Genomic DNA, 16,304 nt, shown 5'->3' on the forward strand with positions numbered 1-16,304 from the left:
GTGCCTCTCACTCGGGGATCTGGTTCGTGGGTCTCTCTCGTGCTCTCTCTCGTTCCGGGCAGCCCTGAGCGCGAGAGGCTTTACGGGACTACATATAGACGGATAATTCGCCACTTACTTCGCGACACTCCAGGAGCATGATCGAAAGGGCGCTCCCCTCGCCCGGCGGGACCAAAACCAGGCCCCTTCCTGGCAGATCTCTCCGCCGGGTTCACGAACACACAGGTCAGAGCCGGTACGCGGGTTCCGCTGAGTGGCGCAATACTCCGGCAACACCACGGCCGCCGGGGCGTCGGTATGGTCCCTCGCATGCCAGCCGAACGTATCCGCGAGCACACCGTGCCGGTCGCCGCCGCCCGACGGCGCCGGCTGCGCGCGGACCAGGCGCGGCAGCTCGCCGACCTGTTGCGTCATCAGGTGCGCACCGGGGGTTTTCCCGGCGGCGTGCTGCCGCTGGAGGGCGCGATCGGCAACGACTACCACGTCTCGCGGAACACGGTCCGGCAGGCGCTTGACCTCCTCCGTACGGAAGGGCTGCTCGAACGGCAGCCCGGAGTCGGCACCGTCGTGGTGTCCGAGAAGTATCCGCACGGCCTCGACCGGCTGCAGGGCCTCGCAGAGACCCTGCACGAACACGGCGACGTCACCAACGAAGTCCGTACGGTCGGCCCCGTCCCCGCGCCCGCACCCGTGGCGCGGCGGCTCGGGCTCGTGGAGCACACCGACGTGCTCTACATCGAGCGCCTGCGCAGGCTGAACGGCCTGCCGCTCTCTCTCGACCTCACCTACACCCCGATGGACATCGGCGCCGGTCTCATCGGCTGCGACCTGGAGAACACGGACGTGTTCCGGCTCCTGGAGACCCTGACCGGGCAGCCGCTCGGCACCGCCGAGATCACCCTGGAGGCCGTCAACGCCGACGTGCACTCCGCCGCCGTTCTCGAAGCCCCGCGCGGTGCCGCCGTGCTCATGCTCGAACGACTCACCTCGCTGTCCGACGGGCGCCCCGTGGACCTGGAGTTCATCCGCTTCCGCGGTGACCGCATCGCCATGAGCGGACTGCTGCGCCGCGCCCTCTGACCTACTGCCTTTCCCCTGCCACCTCTTTCCGGGAGACAGCCATGCCTCTGGCCCCCCAGCGCGCCGACGTGCCCGTGACCATCGACGAGTCGAAGTGCATCGACGGCTGCACGCTCTGCGTCGACATGTGTCCGCTCGACTCGCTCGCGATCAACCCGGAGAGCGGCAAGGCCTTCATGCACGTCGACGAGTGCTGGTACTGCGGGCCGTGCGCGGCCCGCTGCCCCACGGACGCGGTCACGGTCAACATGCCCTATCTGCTCCGGTGAAGCCGCCGACGAAGGCCGCCGAAGGCCGAGAGGTTCCCACTCCCATGAAACGCACGGCTCCCATCAAGCGCACGGCACTCAACCACGCCCTGGCCGCCCTCCTGATCATCCCGCTCGCGGGCTGCGGCGGGGCGAGCGCGGACGACTCCGGCACCATCACCGTCACCATCGGCTACCAGTCCAAGACCATCAACACCGTCACCGCGGGCACACTGCTGCGGTCGCTCGGCTACTTCGAGAAGGAACTCGCCGCGCGCGGCAAACGCGAGGGTGTCACCTACAAGGTGAGGTGGCAGGACTTCGCCACCGGCGCGCCGATCACCGCGCAGATGACCGCCGGGAAGATCGACATCGGTTCGATGGGCGACTTCCCCCTGCTGATCAACGCGGCCCGCGGCACCCAGCTGAACCGCCCGACGAAACTCGTCTCCGTGACGGGCTACAACCTGCGCGGCGGCCTCAACACCATTGTCACCGCGCCTGATTCGAAGCTCTCGTCGCTCTCCGACCTGCGCGGCAAGAAGGTCTCGACGAGCGTCGGATCGGCCGCGGACGGCACTCTCGTACGGGCGCTGCGGCAGGCGGACATCGACCCAGAGGAAGACATCAGCAAGCTCAACCAGCAGCCCGCGGTCGGTGCTTCGGCGCTCCAGGCGGGCAGCGCGGACGCGCTCTCGCAGTTCGTGGCGTGGCCGGGTCTGCTGGCCTTCCAGGACCGGGCCAGGGCGCTGTACGACGGCGCGGAACTGAACCTGCCGACCTTCCACGGAGTCACCGCACGCGAGGACTTCGCGAAGAAGCGACCCGGAGTACTGGAAGACTTCCTGCGCGCCCAGAACAAGGCGACCGGCTATCTCAACAAGCGCCCGGTCGCCGCGGCCGAGTCGGTGGCGAAGGCCACCGGCCTCCCGGCCGAGGTGGTCTATCTCTACAACGGCGCGCACGGCATCGCCACCTTCGACCCCACGGTCAAGCCCGCGCTGGTGGCCGCGTTGAAGAAGGACGTGCCCGTGCTGAAGTCGGCGAAGCTGGTGGGCGACGTGGACGTGGACGACTTCGTCGACGAGCGGTACGTGAAGAAGGCGTACGGCGACGGATACGCCTCCGCGCTGAGCGCCACCCCCGGGCCGCCCCGCAGCGAACTGTGGCTCAAGGGCGAGAGCAGGACGCGGACCTTCACCACCCCGGCGGAACTGCTGCGCCAGGCAGCGGCGCGGCAGGGCAAGGTGCGCGCGGCGTACGTCCCCGACACCACCACCGGGACATCCTGGTTCGCCGACAAGGCCGTATGGGTGGCGGACGGCAGGAAACTGCTGCCTTTCGTCACTCCCGCCACCGCCGACGCCTACACCGAGGCACATCCGGACGCTCGCAAGATCTCGTACAACCAGGCGCTGGAGAAAGCGTCATGACGGGACGTCACCTCATACGGCTGCTGTCACTTGTCGCCGCGCTCGGCCTGTGGCAGCTCCTGACCGCGTTCGACGTCAGCCTGTGGCTGCGCTTCGAGCAGTTCCCGACGGTCGTCGATGTCGCGCGGGAGTTCGGGGAGCGCGTCGGCAGCGATGCGTACTGGCAGGACCTCACCGACAGTCTCAGCCGGATCGTCACCGGCTTCGCGCTCGCGGCGGTCGCGGGGGTGGCCGTCGGCACGGCGATCGCCCGCTCGCGCCTGGCCGCCGACCTGCTCGGCCCCGTCCTCGAAGTGCTGCGGCCCATCCCGGCGATCGCCCTGGTGCCGGTGGCGATCCTGCTCTTCCCCAGCAACGAACAGGGCATCGTCTTCATCACCTTCACCGCGGCGTTCTTCCCCGTCATGGTCTCCACGCGGCACGCGGTGCGCGCCCTGACCCCGGTGTGGGAGGAGGCGGTCCTCACGATGGGCGGCGGCCGGTGGCGCGTCCTGGGCTCCGTGGTCCTGCCGGGGGCGCTGCCCGGCATCCTCGGCGGGCTCTCCGTCGGCATCGGCGTCTCGTGGATCTGTGTGATCTCGGCGGAGATGATCTCCGGGGAGTACGGCGTGGGCTACCGCACCTGGCAGGACTACACGGTGGTCGACTACCCCGGCGTCTTCGTCGGCATGGTGACCATCGGGGTGCTCGGGTGGCTGACGTCGACGGCGGTGGAGGTACTGGGCCGCCGTGTGACGCGGTGGCTTCCCCGGACGGAGTCCCGCACGGAGGCGCCGGTGACGCGCAGGTCTCCGTCGCGAGGGCCCCGCCGGTCTCCGCCCGTGGCTCCGGACCGCGGGCCCCTCACCTCGACGAAGGAGGCGTGAGCCATGACCACTCCCCCCGATACCGCCCTCTCCCCCGTCCTCGCCCCGCCCCGCGGCACCCGGCTCACCCTGCGCGACGCGTCGATCGGGCGGGAGGGCAGCCCCGTACTCGAAGGGCTCGGCCTTGACATCGCCCCCGGCGAGATCCTCACCGTCGTCGGCCCTTCGGGGTGCGGGAAGTCCACCCTCCTGCGCACGCTCGCCGGACTGCTGCCGCCGCTCGGCGGAGAGGTCACCCAGGACGGCAGCCCCATCGCGGCACCCCACGCCGAACGGGCACTGATCTTCCAGGACGACGCGCTGCTTCCGTGGCGCACCCTGCGGGCCAACGTCGAACTGCCCCTGGCCATCAAGGGGGTGGGGCGGAGCGAGCGCCGCGCCCGGGCCGAGGGCTGGCTTGAGCGGGTCGGCCTCGGCGGGCACGGCACCAGGCTGCCGCACCGCGTATCGGGCGGGCAGCGGCAGCGGGTCCAGCTCGCCCGCGCCCTCGCGGGCGAGCCGCGGGCCGTCCTCATGGACGAGCCGTTCGGCGCCCTCGACGCGCAGACCAGGGCCGGGATGCAGCAGCTCCTCGCCGACGTGCTGCGCGGCACGGGAGCGACCGTCGTCTTCGTCACCCACGACGTGGACGAGGCGCTCTTCCTCGGCGATCGCGTCGCCCTACTGGGACCCGGCGCCGGCCGTGTCCCCGCCGCGCTCGACGTGCTCGACGTGCCGCGCCCCCGCGACCGTACGGCTCACGGCGACCCCGCCACCGTCGAGCTGCGCCGCACCGTCCTGACGTCCCTCGGCACCTGATCCCCCGGCACCTGAGAGGTTCCTTCTCCCATGCAGATCCCCGCAGTCACCGATGCTCAGGAGCTCTCCTGTGACGTCCTCGTCATCGGCGGCGGAACGGCCGGCACGATGGCGGCGCTCACCGCCGCCGAGCAGGGGCGGGACGTCCTCCTCCTGGAGAAGGCGCACGTCCGCCACTCCGGTGCGCTCGCCATGGGCATGGACGGCGTCAACAACGCCGTGATCCCGGGCCGAGCCGAACCGGACGACTACGTAGCCGAGATCACCCGCGCCAACGACGGCATCGTCGACCAGTCCACGGTCCGCCAGACCGCGACCCGCGGCTTCTCGATGGTGCAGCGCCTTGAGTCGTACGGCGTGAAGTTCGAGAAGGACGAGCACGGCGAGTACGCGGTGCGCCAGGTGCACCGCTCCGGCTCGTACGTCCTGCCCATGCCCGAGGGCAAGGACGTCAAGAAGGTCCTCTACCGGCAGTTGCGCCGCCGCGAGATGCGCGAGCGCATCCGCATCGAGAACCGCGTGATGCCGGTGCGGGTGCTCACCGCGGAGGGGCGGGCCGTCGGGGCGGTCGGATTCAACACGCGCACGGGCGAGTTCGTGACCGTACGCGCGGGCGCGGTGATCCTGGCGACCGGCCCGTGCGGCCGGCTCGGCCTGCCGGCGAGCGGCTACCTCTACGGCACCTACGAGAACCCCACCAACGCGGGCGACGGCTACGCGATGGCCTACCACGCCGGGGCCGACCTCACCGGCATCGAATGCTTCCAGATCAACCCGCTGATGAAGGACTACAACGGCCCCGCCTGCGCCTACGTCGCCAACCCCTTCGGGGGCTACCAGGTCAACCGGCACGGCGAGCGCTTCGTCGACTCCGACTACTGGTCGGGGCAGATGATGTCGGAGTTCGCCGCCGAACTCGACTCCGACCGCGGGCCGGTGTATCTCAAGCTCAGCCATCTCCCGGAGGAGTCCATCAGCGCCCTGGAAGGCATCCTGCACTCCACCGAGCGCCCGACGCGGGGCACCTTCCACGCGGGCCGCGGCCACGACTACCGCACCCACGACGTCGAGATGCACATCTCCGAGATCGGCCTGTGCGGCGGCCACTCGGCGTCGGGCGTCCGGGTGGACGACCACGCGCGCACCACCGTGCCCGGTCTGTACGCCGCCGGGGACCTGGCCTCCGTACCGCACAACTACATGATCGGCGCGTTCGTCTTCGGCGATCTGGCGGGCGCGGACGCCTCCCGGTTGAGCGTGTACGAGGGCGAGTTGCCCCTCTCCCAGGTGCGGGAGGCGCACGATCTGATCTACCGCCCGCTGCGCAACCCCGACGGTCCTCCGCAACCACAGGTCGAGTACAAGCTGCGCCGCTTCGTGAACGACTACGTGGCCCCGCCCAAGACGGGTGCCCGGCTCTCCCTTGCCGTGGACCACTTCGAGCGGATGCGCGGCGAGATCGCCGAGATGGGCGCGCAGACCCCGCACGAGCTGATGCGCTGCGCCGAGGTGACCTTCATCCGGGACTGCGCCGAGATGGCGGCCCGCTCGTCCCTCGCCCGCACGGAGTCACGCTGGGGGCTCTACCACGAGCGTACGGATCACCCCGAGCGCGACGACGACGGCTGGCTGCACCACCTGGACCTGCACAAGTCCCCTTCCGGGGGGATGGAGTTCACGGCGCGCCCGGTGGACCCCTATCTGGTCCCGGTCGAGGAGTTCACGCCGGTCGGCGGCGCCTCACGCCACTTGGGCGAGGTGCACCCGGAGAACGTGGCCACCGCCGGGCAGCGGGATCTCGCCCCGGTCGGTTCCGGCATCCGCACCAGCACCACGGCGTCACGCGGTACGACCGCCGCCGCTTCGCACTCCCCGCGCATCCTGGAACTGCTCGCCCTCGCCGATGACGAACCCGAACTCCCGCTGCTGCGGCCCTTCTTGAGCGACCCGGACCCCGCGGTGCGCCGGGCGGCCGTGGCCACGCTCACCGAGACCGTCCCCGCGGGCACGGGCCCGGCTCTCGCCGAGACCCTCGCGGACCCGGATCCGGGCGTGCGCGCCGCCGCTGCCGCATCCCTGCTCGAACTGGTCGAAGTCCTGCCCCCGGCAGAGGAGTTGGCCCGCGGACTGCACGACGCCCTCGGCCAGGAGGACGCACTGATCCGGGCCACCGCCCTCGACGTCCTGCGCGCCCTGCGCCTGGGCGGGGCCACCGTCTATGCCCACGCGCTCACCGACCCGGACATCGAGGTCCGTATCGCGTCGGTCCGCGCCCTGGTCTCGGTCGGCGCCCTCGACGCCGTCGCCCGCGCCGGCGCCGACCCGGCCCGTGAGGTCCGCGTCACGGTGGCACGGGGCCTGGACAGCCCCGAGGCGCTTGCCCCCCTGCTCCGGGACACGGACATCCTGGTCCGCGCCGCCGCACTCACCGCACTGGCCACCGTGGGCTGCCCCGCCCCGTACGACGACACCGCTCTGGACGCCCTGAGCGCCCCGTCCTGGCAGGTCCGCGCGGGCGCTGCCGCGGCGCTGGGCGCGGCGGCTCCCGGACGCGCCGTCCCCGCCCTGGCAAAAGCGCTCGGCGACCCCAACGCCGACGTCCGCAAGGCCGCGGTCCTGGCCCTCCTCAAGCACACGACGAGCGAGGAGGCCCGTACGGCACTGGCCACCGCGGTACGGGACCCGGACGCCGACGTCCGCGCGTACGCGGCGCGAGCGGCAGTCCCCGCCTGAACCAGCGCTCATCGCCCCAATTGCTCGCGGCACAGCGCCACGGTGGCGGGATCGGCCACGCCGTTCGCCATCCGGCACACGACCTTGCCGTCGTACGTCTGCCGCGGCCGCGCGGGGCGGGGTGCCACCGGCTCGGGGCGGCGCTCCGGGCGCCGACTCGCGGGCCGGGGCGGTGGCGGTGTGCGGTGGGCTGTGGGACGTGGCGGGGCCGGTGCCGGACGCTCGTGGGCGACGGCGGCGGGCTTCCCGGTGCCGGGCTCCTGCCGCCGGGGCTTCCGCGGCTTCTCGGGCTTCGGGGTGCCGGTGCTGCTCTTGACCAGGGCGTCGCGCGCCGAGGGCTGCACGGCGGCCGGTGTGCGGGGCACGGAGAGCGACGGGGGCGCGCCGCCCGCCGGTGCGGGGAGCTGGCGGGGCGGCAGCCGGTCCGGTGACACGGAGGTGCACCCGGCAGTACTCAGCAGGGCGAGGGCTACGAGGGTCACGATCCGGCGATGCACGCGGACACTCTCCCCCATGACGGGGCCGAAAGCGGGTCGATCGCGGCCGGGCCACCGGTCCGGGTGGTCAGGGGGTGTGACCGGGCGACACCGCTTGGCCCGACTGGCCCAGTGGCACCCTCCGTGCGCGCGGGTGGGCGTACCGCGCTTGTGCCCGCTGCGTCGGCGGCGGATTCTGTAGGGGATGAACGGGGCTGGTGTGGCGCCATGACGGCATGGAACGCGGAGCAGAGAACCGACTTTCGTAGTCCCCTCGACGTCACCAGGGCGGCCACGGCGGTCGTCGACGCCCGGGACACGGTGATCGGCTGGAGCCCCGCGGCCGAGCGGCTGCTCGGATACCGGCCGCAGGAGATCGTCGGCCGGCCCGTGGCCACGTTCCTGACCCCCGCTCCGGCGCCCTCCGATCTCCCCGTCCCCGCCGAGCTGCGGAGCAATCAGATCCGCGTCGCCCTGCACCGGGACGGCCATGAGCTGATCGTCGCCATCGCGGTGTGCCCCCTGCCGGGTGCGGGGACGGTGCAGCGTGTCCTGGTCGCCACGGAGCTGAAGGACCTGCGGCTGTGGGAATCCCGGCTCGCCCTGCTGCACGGACTGACCACGCAGTCACCCGTCGGCCTGGCCATCTACGACACCGACCTGTGCCTGACCTGGTGCAACGCGGCGTACGAGCGGGAGATCGGGCGGCCGTTCGCCGAGTTCCGCGGTCTGCGGGCCGATCAGCTGTACTCCGAGGGAAAGTTCGTGAGCAAGGGGCATCCGCCCACTCTCGAAGCGGTCATGCGGCACGTCCTGGACACCGGCGAGTCCTTTCTGGACCTGCACTTCCAGGGGCGGCCGCCCAGCGACCCGGAGACGGACCACCTCTGGTCCTGCGCCTACTACCGGCTCCAAGACGCCGACGGACACGTGTTCGGAGTATGCGAGGACGCCTACGACATCACCGATCGCCACCGGGCCCAGCGGCGTCTCGCCCTGCTCGTCGAGGCGGGCCGCGGCATCGGGAACGGCCTTGACGCGCTGGTCACCGCGAACAAGATCACCGAGGTGGCGGTGCCGGAGTTCGCCGCCACCGCGACGGTCGACCTCGCGCGGGGGGTCCTCGAGGGCGAGATTCCGGCCACCAGCGGATCGGCGGCGGGCTCTCTCCTGCGGGCCGCCCACCGCTCGGCCGGGGAAGCCGGTCACGCACCCGCGAACGACTCACCCGTGAGCCCTGCACGCGTGAACCACTCCCCCGTGGAGTATCCCTCCGGTTCGCCGCAGGAGCGCTGCCTCTCCTCGGGCGATGCGGTGCTCGACGACAAGGTCCTGGTCGTGCCGCTGCGGGCCGGGAACAGCACGCTGGGTCTGGTCACCTTCATCCGCGGCGCCGCTTCGGCCACCTTCGACAGCGGCGAAGTGGCACTCGCCGACGAGCTGGTCGCCCGTACCGCCGTGTCCATCGACAACGCCCGCCGCTTCACCCGGGAGCGCACCGCCTCCCTGGCCCTCCAGCGCCAGCTGCTTCCGCAGCACGTGCCGGAGCAGTCGGCGCTCGACGTGGCCCACCGCTACCTCCCCACGGACAACGTGACGGGGGTCGGCGGTGACTGGTTCGACGTCATCCCGCTGTCCGGGACCCGGGTCGGACTCGTGGTCGGGGACGTGGTCGGCCACGGCCTGCAGGCAGCCGCCACCATGGGACGGCTGCGGACGACCGTGCGCGCGTTCGCCCAGATGGACATGGACCCCGTCGAACTGCTCTCACGACTCGACGATCTGGTGGCGCAGTCGGCCGAGGAGCAGCGCGGGGAACTGGGGGCGCCCGACGGCAACTACGCCGACGTGACCACCGGGGCCACCTGTCTCTACGCGGTTTACGACCCGGTCTCGCGGCGCTGCTGCATGGCCAGGGCCGGTCACCTGCCGCCGGCGGTCGTCGGCCCGGACGGCGAGGTGTCCTTCCCGGACCTGCCCGCGGGACCGCCCCTTGGCCTCGGCGGCCTGCCGTTCGAGGCGATGGAGCTCGAACTGCCGGTGGGCAGCCTCCTCGCCCTGTTCACCGACGGCCTGGTCGAGGCGCGCGACCGCGACATCGACCACGGCCTTGAGACCCTGCGGCAGGTGCTCGGCGACCGGGACGCATCGCTCGAAGAGCTGTGCGACCGGGCCGTGGCGCAACTCCTGCCGGGCAGCTCGACGGCCGACGACACCGCGCTGCTGCTCGTCCGCACCCGCGAGCTCGGCAGTTCACGGGTCACCGAGTGGGAGCTGCCCGCGGAGCCGGTCACGGCGGGCCGCGCCCGTGAACTGGCCACCCAGCAGTTGCACGACTGGGGCCTCGAAGAGCTGTCCTTCGCCACCGAACTCGTCGTCAGCGAGCTGGTGACCAACGCGGTCAGGTACGCCGCGGGACCGATCCACGTACGCCTCATCCGTGACCGCACCCTGCTGTGCGAGGTCGCCGACACCGGCCACACCTCACCGCACCTGCGCCACAGCAGCGAGGAGGACGAGGGCGGGCGCGGCCTGTTCATCGTCGCGCAGCTCGTCCAGCGGTGGGGTACGCGCTACACCCGCTCCGGCAAGACCATCTGGACCGAACAGGCCTTTCCCGCCACGGGTTGAGGCGGTCCCCTACTTCCGCGCCTGCAGTGCCTCGCCCATGTTCTCCTCGCGCCAGCGGCGCAGCAGTTCGTGGAAGGCGACGGCACCGTGCGGGTAGGCCGTCGGGCCGTTCGGGCGGCCGCGACCCTCGGCGTTGTAGTAGCCGGGGGTGCACTCGGCGTGGAACCAGGCGTGATCGGGGGCGCCCTGCGCGCAGACCTCGACCCAGGCGTCCTCGGCCCCGGGGCTGGGCTCCACGACGGCGCCCTTGTCCTGCGCGGCGGCGACCAGGGCGGCGGCGTGCACGGCCTGCTCGTCAAGGATGTGGGTGTAGTTGACGCTGCTGGCGTTCTGCAGCGAGCCAAGACGGATCAGGTTCGGGAATCCCCGGCTGGTGAAGCCGTGCAGGGTGCGCGGGCCCCGCTTCGCCCACGCGTCCAGGAGCCGGACGCCGTCGCGGCCGGCCACCGGCAGCTGCCCTGATGTGATGCCGGAGACGCCCACGGAGAACCCGGTGGCGAACACCAGGCAGTCGACCTCGTACTCCACCCCGTCCACGACGACGCCGTGCTCGGTCATGCGCTCGATGCCGTGGGTGTCGGCCGTGTTGACGAGGGTGACGTTGTCGCGGTTGAACGCGGGCAGGTACTTGTCGGAGAACGTGGGGCGCTTGCACGCGTACCGGTACCAGGGCTTGAGGGTCGCGGCGGTGGCGGCGTCGGTGACCTCGGCGGCCACCCGTGCGCGGATCTCGTTCATCGTGGCGTGGTCGGCGGCCTCGTAGGCGACCTCGAAGTCCGGTTCGCCGTGGCGGCGGAAGCTGGGCAGGAGCTTCTCAAGGAGCCCTGCCGACTCCGTCCACCGGTCGGCGACCAGGTCCTGCCCGGCGTCTTCTCCGGAGCAGATCCGCAGGAAGTTCTCGCGGCGCTCGGCAGCCCAGCCCGTCCGGTCCGCGCCGACCTCCTGCGGCGTCATGCGCCGCTGGCCGCGCACGTCCACGGCGGAGGGGGTGCGCTGGAAGACGTACAGGTGACCGGCGTCCTCGGCCAGCATCGGGATGACCTGCACACCGGTGGCCCCGGTGCCGACGACGCCGACTCTCCTGCCCGCCAGGCCGGTCATGCCGCCTTCGGGGCTGCCGCCGGTGTACGCGTAGTCCCAGCGGGAGGTGTGGAAGGTGTGGCCACGGTAGTCCTCGATGCCGGGGATGCCGGGCAGTTTGGGCTCCGAGAGCGTGCCGGTGGCGGTGATGACGTAGGTCGCCCGGAACTCGTCGCCCCGATCGGTGGTGACCGTCCACTGCTGTGCCGTCTCGTCCCAGGTCAGGGAGGTGACGGAGGTGGAGAACAGGGCGTTCTCGTAGAGACCGAACTGCTCGGCGATGCGCACCGCGTGCCGGCGGATCTCCTCACCCGGGGCGTATTTCCACTCGGGCACATAGCCGGTCTCGTCGAGCAGCGGCAGGTAGACGTGCGACTCGATGTCGCAGTGGATGCCCGGGTAGCGGTTCCAGTACCAAGTGCCGCCGAAGTCACCGCCCTTGTCGATGACCCGCACCTTCGCCACGCCCTGCCGGCGCAGCCGCGCGCCCGCCAGAATCCCGCCGAAGCCGCCGCCGACGACCGCGACGTCCACCACGTCGTGCAGCGGCTCGCGCTCCGCCGCCTCACCGGCGTACGGGTCAGCGGCGAAATAGCCGAACTCCGCCTGCGTGGAACGGTACTGGCCCGTGCCCTCGGGGCGGACGCGGCGTTCCCGCTCCAGGCGGTAGCGCTCGCGCAGGGCGGCGGTCTCCTGCGGGGTGGGCGGGTTGGGGCAGTGCGGAAGAGGCATGGGGCGGAGTCCTCTCGTGGGGGGTGCGTCGGACTGGGGGTGCATCGGACTGAGGGGTGCACCGGGCTGCGCGCAGGCGTGATCGCTGCCCTTGCCGGGGCGTCCCGCGCGGTCCCAGGTACCGTATCCCAGCAACCGGACACTGTTGTCCGGTTGGGGGTCGTTCCCCCACGGCCCGCCCGAGCGCCCCGACCCGAAAGGCCCGCGATGTCGAACGTCACCCCCGCCTCCCCGCTGCGCGACTGGCTGGCGGAACCCACCGCCGGGCAGGTCCTGCGCGGCATGCTCGCCGCACAGGGCCAGAGCGAGGAAGCCCTCGCCCCCGCGCTCGGCCTGCCCCTCGAACAGCTCGTGAAGATGTCCGGCGGCAAGTTCCCGCCCGAGCTCGTGGACGTGCTGGTCACCGCCGCCGAGACCGGGCAGATCCCCGAGGGCGTGCCGACCGCGCCCCCGGTCGAGTCCGCCGCAGCCGCCGAGCCCGACCACGGCGTCGAGATCGGCGCCCCCGAGCCGTGGACCGAGCAGGTCACCCCCGGCCGCTTCGACGGCCAAACCGTCGTCGTCACGGGCGCCGCCTCCGGCATCGGCAAGGCCGTCGCGTCGCGCATCGTGCGCGAGGGCGGCCGTGTGGTCGCCGTCGACGTCTCCGCCGACGGGCTCGCGACGCTGGCCTCCGGTTTGGGAGCCGCGGTCGTGCCCGTCACCGCGGACATCACCGGGCCCGCGTCCGCCGACGCGGTCCTGGCCGCCGCGGACGGCCGCGTGCACGCCCTGGCGAACGTCGCGGGCGTGATGGACAACGACGCGGCCGTGCACGAGGTCGACGACGCGACCTGGGAACGCGTCATGCGCATCAACGTCGAAGGCCCCATGCGCCTGATGCGTGCCGTAGTGCCCGGCATGCTCGCCGCGGGCGGCGGCCGGATCGTCAACGTCGTCTCCGAAGCGGCCCTGCGCGGATCGGCGGCCGGCGCCGCGTACACGACCTCCAAGCACGCCCTGGTCGGCCTGACGATGTCGTCGGCCTACCAGTACGCGGGCACGGGCGTGCAGATCAACGCCGTCGCTCCGGGTGCGGTGGCCACCGGCATCCCGGTGCCCGCCGCCGCCCCCTACGGCTCGGCCCGCACCGCGAGGATGCGCGTCGCGATACCCGGCCTGGCCATGGCGGAGGAACTGGCCGCCTCGATCACGTTCCTGCTCAGCAGGGACTCGGTGAACATCAACGGCGCCGTCCTGCCCTCCGACGGCGGCTGGTCGGCGGCCTGACGAAAACCGGCCACCCTCGTCTCCCCGTACCTCCCCGGAAGGAGCACCTCCCCCGCATGACCACGTACCGCGCTCTCCTCCCCCGCCCCCGCGCCGCCCTGACGGGTGTCGCCGCCCTCGGTCTGCTGGCCCTGACCGCATGCGGAACCCAGACCACCGCCGCCCCGGCCGCGCACCCCGAGTCGTCCGGCGAGGGCCGGACCATCCGGGCCACCCGGGTCGCGCACGTGACCGACCCGCACGAGGCCACCGGCAGGACACTCCTGGAGGGCCCGGTCCTCGACGAGAACGGCGACCTGTACGTCGTGGACGTCACCGCGCCCGCAGGCGAACCCAAGGTCATGTCGGTCGACCCGGCCACCGGCAAGCACAAGGGCATCTACACCGACAAGACCGGCGCCTACACCTCCGCGCAGCTCAGCCCGTACGACGGCCGCCTCTACCTGAGCGACTACACCGGTTCGGTCGTCAGCACCGAGCCGGACGGATCGGACCCGCGCACGTTCTTCTCCGGCGAGGTGGACGGCTCCGCCATGAACCCCGACGACATCGCCTTCGACGACGAGGGCAACCTGTACGTCAGCGATCTGCACGGCATGAAGCCGGGCGAGGCCGATGGCCGCATCGTGCGCATCGACCGCGACGGCAAGAAGACGGCCGTCCTGGCCGACGAACTCGCCCACCCCAACGGCGTGATGTTCGACCCCGATACGCGCGGCCTGTGGATCAGCGAGCTGGCCGAGAACACCATCTCCTACCTTCTCCTCGACGCCGACAAGACCGCCGTGACCTCCCAGCACGAGGCCATCCATGTCGACGCCGGCGTGGCCCAGACCGACTCCATCGCCGTGGACGCCGACGGCAACCTCTACCAGGCGCTGCACGGCCGACCGGCCATGGCCGTGTACAGCCCGAACGGGGAACGCCTGGCCACCGTCGAGATTCCCGCCGGGGCCGCCAAGGGCCTGGAGTCGGCGACCAACGTCGCGATCTCGCCGGGCGGCACGAAGGCGTACATGACCGTCAGCGGCCCCGACGGCGGCTACATCTACCGCTTCACCGCGCTCGCCGAGGGCATACGGCAGTCCAACGGCGGCTGACGAAGCCGGTTGCGGCCGGGGATCACGCGTCGTCGGCGGCGGTGGTGGTCTCGACGGACCGCAGGGGCCCCACCTCGACGCCGAGCAGGCCCCAGGCGGCCAGGGCGCGGCGCTCCCGGTCCTGCGGAGTGGGGCCGCCGACGGCTCCCGAGACCATCGCGACGGCGAGCATGACGTCGTCGGCGGACAGCCGGTGGCCGGCGGGCAGACACCGGGACAGGACGGTGCGGACGCGCCCGGCCAGCGCGCGGGCATGCTCGCCGTCACCCCGTATGCGCAACAGATCGACGAACGCCGTCGAACGGGTGATGTGCCACGTCACCACTCCCAGGACGCCGGCGAGGTCCGCGTCGGGCTCGGCGGCGGCCTGTTCGACCTGCTGGACGTTCTCGTCCAGGACGGCGGTGGCCAGCGCGACGCGGTCGGCGAAGTGCCGGTAGAGGCTGCCCTGCCCCACCCCGGCACGGCGGGCGACGGCCGACAGCGGGGCGTCGAGGCCCTGTTCGGCGAAGACCTCGCGGGCGGCGGCGATGAGGGCGGCTCGATTACGGGCCGCGACCCGCCGCCCCTGATTGGCCGGCCGACCCGCGTCGTTCGGCCCCTCGGGCTCGGTGGGGTTGATCACGCTGAAAGGGTAGTACGCCCACGAAACGACCACGCACCCTCGTCCCGTCGCACAAACTCGTCCCGTCCCACAAAGGCGATCTGGACGCCACAGTCCCATGTCGAGCAAGCTCGTCACGCGATGGCGGACTGCCAATGGATCAGGATTCGGGATCAGGATCGGGGTGCGGGACTGTGGCGACGCGCAGGACAGTGATCAAGGCGGTGGGCGCCGGGACGTTGGCGAGCGGGCTCTCCACGCCGGCCGCGGGCGCCTCCGGCGCTGCGCGGGCGACGAAGACCGACGTACTGGTGGTGGTGGAAAAGAGCAATCACTCTGTGAGCTTCTACGACGCCGTGACCGGCGAGCGCCAGGAGACGGTCCGGCTGCCCGACTACCCCCACGAGATGGTCGTCGACTCGCGCGGACGATTCGCCTACGTAGGGCACTACGGAGTGCGCATGGCCTCCACCGTCGGCGAGGGCGGCTCCGCGGTCTTCGTCATCGACCTGGCCGCGCGTTCCCTGGCCAGGACCATCGACACCCGCCCCTTCAACCGCATCCACGGCATGGGCATCGACCGTCACGACCGGCTGTACGCCCTGAGCGAGGAGAAGGCCGTACTGCTCGGCTTCGACGCCCCGTCCACCGACACGGCACCGACCCGTGCGACGCCCACGCAGGGCGTGAAGACCCACCTGTTCACGCTCAGCCGTGACGGCGAACGGGCTTACGTCACCGGCCTGTTGTCCCACACCGTGAGCCTGGTACGCCCTCACGACGCCTCCGTGGCACCCGTCCTGGTCACTCCCGGCCAACTGCCCGAGAGCAGCTGTTTGAGCCGGGACGAGAAGACACTGTTCGTCGGCGCCCGCAAGAGCTCCGCCCTTGTCGCCGTCGACACCCGCACCATGAAGGTACGCCGGACCAGAAAGACGGGCGGCGACCCACTACGGGTCTACACGCTCGACGACGAACGACTGCTGGTGACGGACATCGCCGCCAACACCCTCACCACCTACAGCACCGACCTGCGCCCGCTCCGCACCCTCCGCCTGGCCGGAACCCCCTCTGCGGTAACGCTCCACTCGGCCAAGCCACTGGCGTACGCATCTCTGCTGGACACCAACCAGATCGCCGTCATCGACCTGAACCGCTTCGAAGTCATCGACACCTTCGACACCCACCCGGAACCGGACGCTGCCGTGCTGCTGCCGGCTACCGCCTAGGGCATTTCGCGCGGCAGATCACCTC

General features: G+C 71.7%; 13 protein-coding genes. 10 read left to right on the forward strand and 3 right to left on the reverse strand.

Going from position 1 to position 16,304, the window contains the following annotated elements:
- The first annotated feature begins 309 nt into the window (after positions 1-309).
- The 6 genes from ACWFR3_RS19440 to ACWFR3_RS19465 are packed head-to-tail and all read left to right on the forward strand — an operon-like array spanning position 310 to position 7,158.
- The gene (locus ACWFR3_RS19440) at positions 310-1,080 is read left to right on the forward strand and encodes a GntR family transcriptional regulator (RefSeq protein ID WP_453735828.1); all 771 of its coding nucleotides are present in this window, start codon (positions 310-312) and stop codon (positions 1,078-1,080) included.
- A 41-nt stretch (positions 1,081-1,121) separates the two neighbouring features.
- Positions 1,122-1,349: a 4Fe-4S dicluster domain-containing protein gene (locus ACWFR3_RS19445; RefSeq protein WP_190086068.1), complete on the forward strand. Its 228-nt coding sequence runs from the start codon at positions 1,122-1,124 to the stop codon at positions 1,347-1,349.
- Between the two features lie 44 nt (positions 1,350-1,393).
- Complete coding sequence (locus ACWFR3_RS19450) at positions 1,394-2,761, forward strand: ABC transporter substrate-binding protein (RefSeq protein WP_453735829.1); 1,368 nt, start codon at positions 1,394-1,396, stop codon at positions 2,759-2,761.
- Positions 2,758-3,627 (forward strand): ABC transporter permease, encoded by an 870-nt coding sequence (locus ACWFR3_RS19455; protein ID WP_453735830.1) that lies wholly within the window; start codon positions 2,758-2,760, stop codon positions 3,625-3,627. Before ACWFR3_RS19450 ends, ACWFR3_RS19455 begins: the two co-directional genes overlap by 4 nt.
- A 3-nt stretch (positions 3,628-3,630) precedes the next feature.
- Positions 3,631-4,425 carry an ABC transporter ATP-binding protein gene (locus ACWFR3_RS19460; protein ID WP_453735831.1) on the forward strand — a complete coding sequence of 265 codons (795 nt, stop codon included), beginning with the start codon at positions 3,631-3,633 and terminating at the stop codon, positions 4,423-4,425.
- Between the two features lie 30 nt (positions 4,426-4,455).
- A complete protein-coding gene (locus ACWFR3_RS19465; RefSeq protein WP_453735832.1) occupies positions 4,456-7,158 on the forward strand; it encodes a fumarate reductase/succinate dehydrogenase flavoprotein subunit in 2,703 nt (900 codons plus the stop codon).
- Positions 7,159-7,166: 8 nt separating this feature from the next.
- On the opposite strand, the gene ACWFR3_RS19470 is transcribed toward ACWFR3_RS19465, so the two are convergent.
- Positions 7,167-7,640, reverse strand: a complete 474-nt coding sequence (locus tag ACWFR3_RS19470) for a hypothetical protein (RefSeq protein ID WP_453735833.1) — start codon at positions 7,638-7,640, stop codon at positions 7,167-7,169.
- 222 nt (positions 7,641-7,862) lie between these two features.
- On the opposite strand from ACWFR3_RS19470, the gene ACWFR3_RS19475 reads away from it, so the two are divergent.
- Positions 7,863-10,265 carry a SpoIIE family protein phosphatase gene (locus tag ACWFR3_RS19475; RefSeq protein ID WP_453735834.1) on the forward strand — a complete coding sequence of 801 codons (2,403 nt, stop codon included), beginning with the start codon at positions 7,863-7,865 and terminating at the stop codon, positions 10,263-10,265.
- Positions 10,266-10,274: 9 nt separating this feature from the next.
- On the opposite strand, the gene ACWFR3_RS19480 is transcribed toward ACWFR3_RS19475, so the two are convergent.
- Positions 10,275-12,077 carry a flavin-containing monooxygenase gene (locus tag ACWFR3_RS19480; protein WP_453735835.1) on the reverse strand — a complete coding sequence of 601 codons (1,803 nt, stop codon included), beginning with the start codon at positions 12,075-12,077 and terminating at the stop codon, positions 10,275-10,277.
- A 207-nt stretch (positions 12,078-12,284) separates the two neighbouring features.
- On the opposite strand from ACWFR3_RS19480, the gene ACWFR3_RS19485 reads away from it, so the two are divergent.
- Both ACWFR3_RS19485 and ACWFR3_RS19490 read left to right on the forward strand, forming a co-directional pair.
- Entirely contained in the window at positions 12,285-13,346 is a 1,062-nt protein-coding gene (locus ACWFR3_RS19485) for an SDR family NAD(P)-dependent oxidoreductase (protein ID WP_453735836.1), read from the forward strand.
- 56 nt (positions 13,347-13,402) lie between these two features.
- On the forward strand, positions 13,403-14,446 hold the full coding sequence (locus ACWFR3_RS19490; RefSeq protein ID WP_453735837.1) for an SMP-30/gluconolactonase/LRE family protein: 1,044 nt from the start codon (positions 13,403-13,405) through the stop codon (positions 14,444-14,446).
- Positions 14,447-14,468: 22 nt separating this feature from the next.
- Here ACWFR3_RS19490 and ACWFR3_RS19495 read toward each other — a convergent pair whose 3' ends face one another.
- The gene (locus ACWFR3_RS19495) at positions 14,469-15,071 is read right to left on the reverse strand and encodes a TetR/AcrR family transcriptional regulator (RefSeq protein ID WP_453735838.1); all 603 of its coding nucleotides are present in this window, start codon (positions 15,069-15,071) and stop codon (positions 14,469-14,471) included.
- 173 nt (positions 15,072-15,244) lie between these two features.
- Here ACWFR3_RS19495 and ACWFR3_RS19500 point away from each other — a divergent pair, with 173 nt between their 5' ends.
- Positions 15,245-16,279 (forward strand): YncE family protein, encoded by a 1,035-nt coding sequence (locus ACWFR3_RS19500; protein WP_453735839.1) that lies wholly within the window; start codon positions 15,245-15,247, stop codon positions 16,277-16,279.
- Positions 16,280-16,304: the final 25 nt, after the last annotated feature.

The organism is Streptomyces sp. NPDC055189 (genome assembly GCF_053606765.1).

Bases quoted from the DNA above. Each gene is read 5' to 3' on its own strand.
- ACWFR3_RS19440 (WP_453735828.1), top strand. From the start codon at position 310: ATGCCAGCCGAACGTATCCGCGAGCACACCGTGCCGGTCGCCGCCGCC.
- ACWFR3_RS19445 (WP_190086068.1), top strand. From the start codon at position 1,122: ATGCCTCTGGCCCCCCAGCGCGCCGACGTGCCCGTGACCATCGACGAG.
- ACWFR3_RS19450 (WP_453735829.1), top strand. From the start codon at position 1,394: ATGAAACGCACGGCTCCCATCAAGCGCACGGCACTCAACCACGCCCTG.
- ACWFR3_RS19455 (WP_453735830.1), top strand. From the start codon at position 2,758: ATGACGGGACGTCACCTCATACGGCTGCTGTCACTTGTCGCCGCGCTC.
- ACWFR3_RS19460 (WP_453735831.1), top strand. From the start codon at position 3,631: ATGACCACTCCCCCCGATACCGCCCTCTCCCCCGTCCTCGCCCCGCCC.
- ACWFR3_RS19465 (WP_453735832.1), top strand. From the start codon at position 4,456: ATGCAGATCCCCGCAGTCACCGATGCTCAGGAGCTCTCCTGTGACGTC.
- ACWFR3_RS19475 (WP_453735834.1), top strand. From the start codon at position 7,863: ATGACGGCATGGAACGCGGAGCAGAGAACCGACTTTCGTAGTCCCCTC.
- ACWFR3_RS19480 (WP_453735835.1), bottom strand. From the start codon at position 12,077: ATGCCTCTTCCGCACTGCCCCAACCCGCCCACCCCGCAGGAGACCGCC.
- ACWFR3_RS19485 (WP_453735836.1), top strand. From the start codon at position 12,285: ATGTCGAACGTCACCCCCGCCTCCCCGCTGCGCGACTGGCTGGCGGAA.
- ACWFR3_RS19490 (WP_453735837.1), top strand. From the start codon at position 13,403: ATGACCACGTACCGCGCTCTCCTCCCCCGCCCCCGCGCCGCCCTGACG.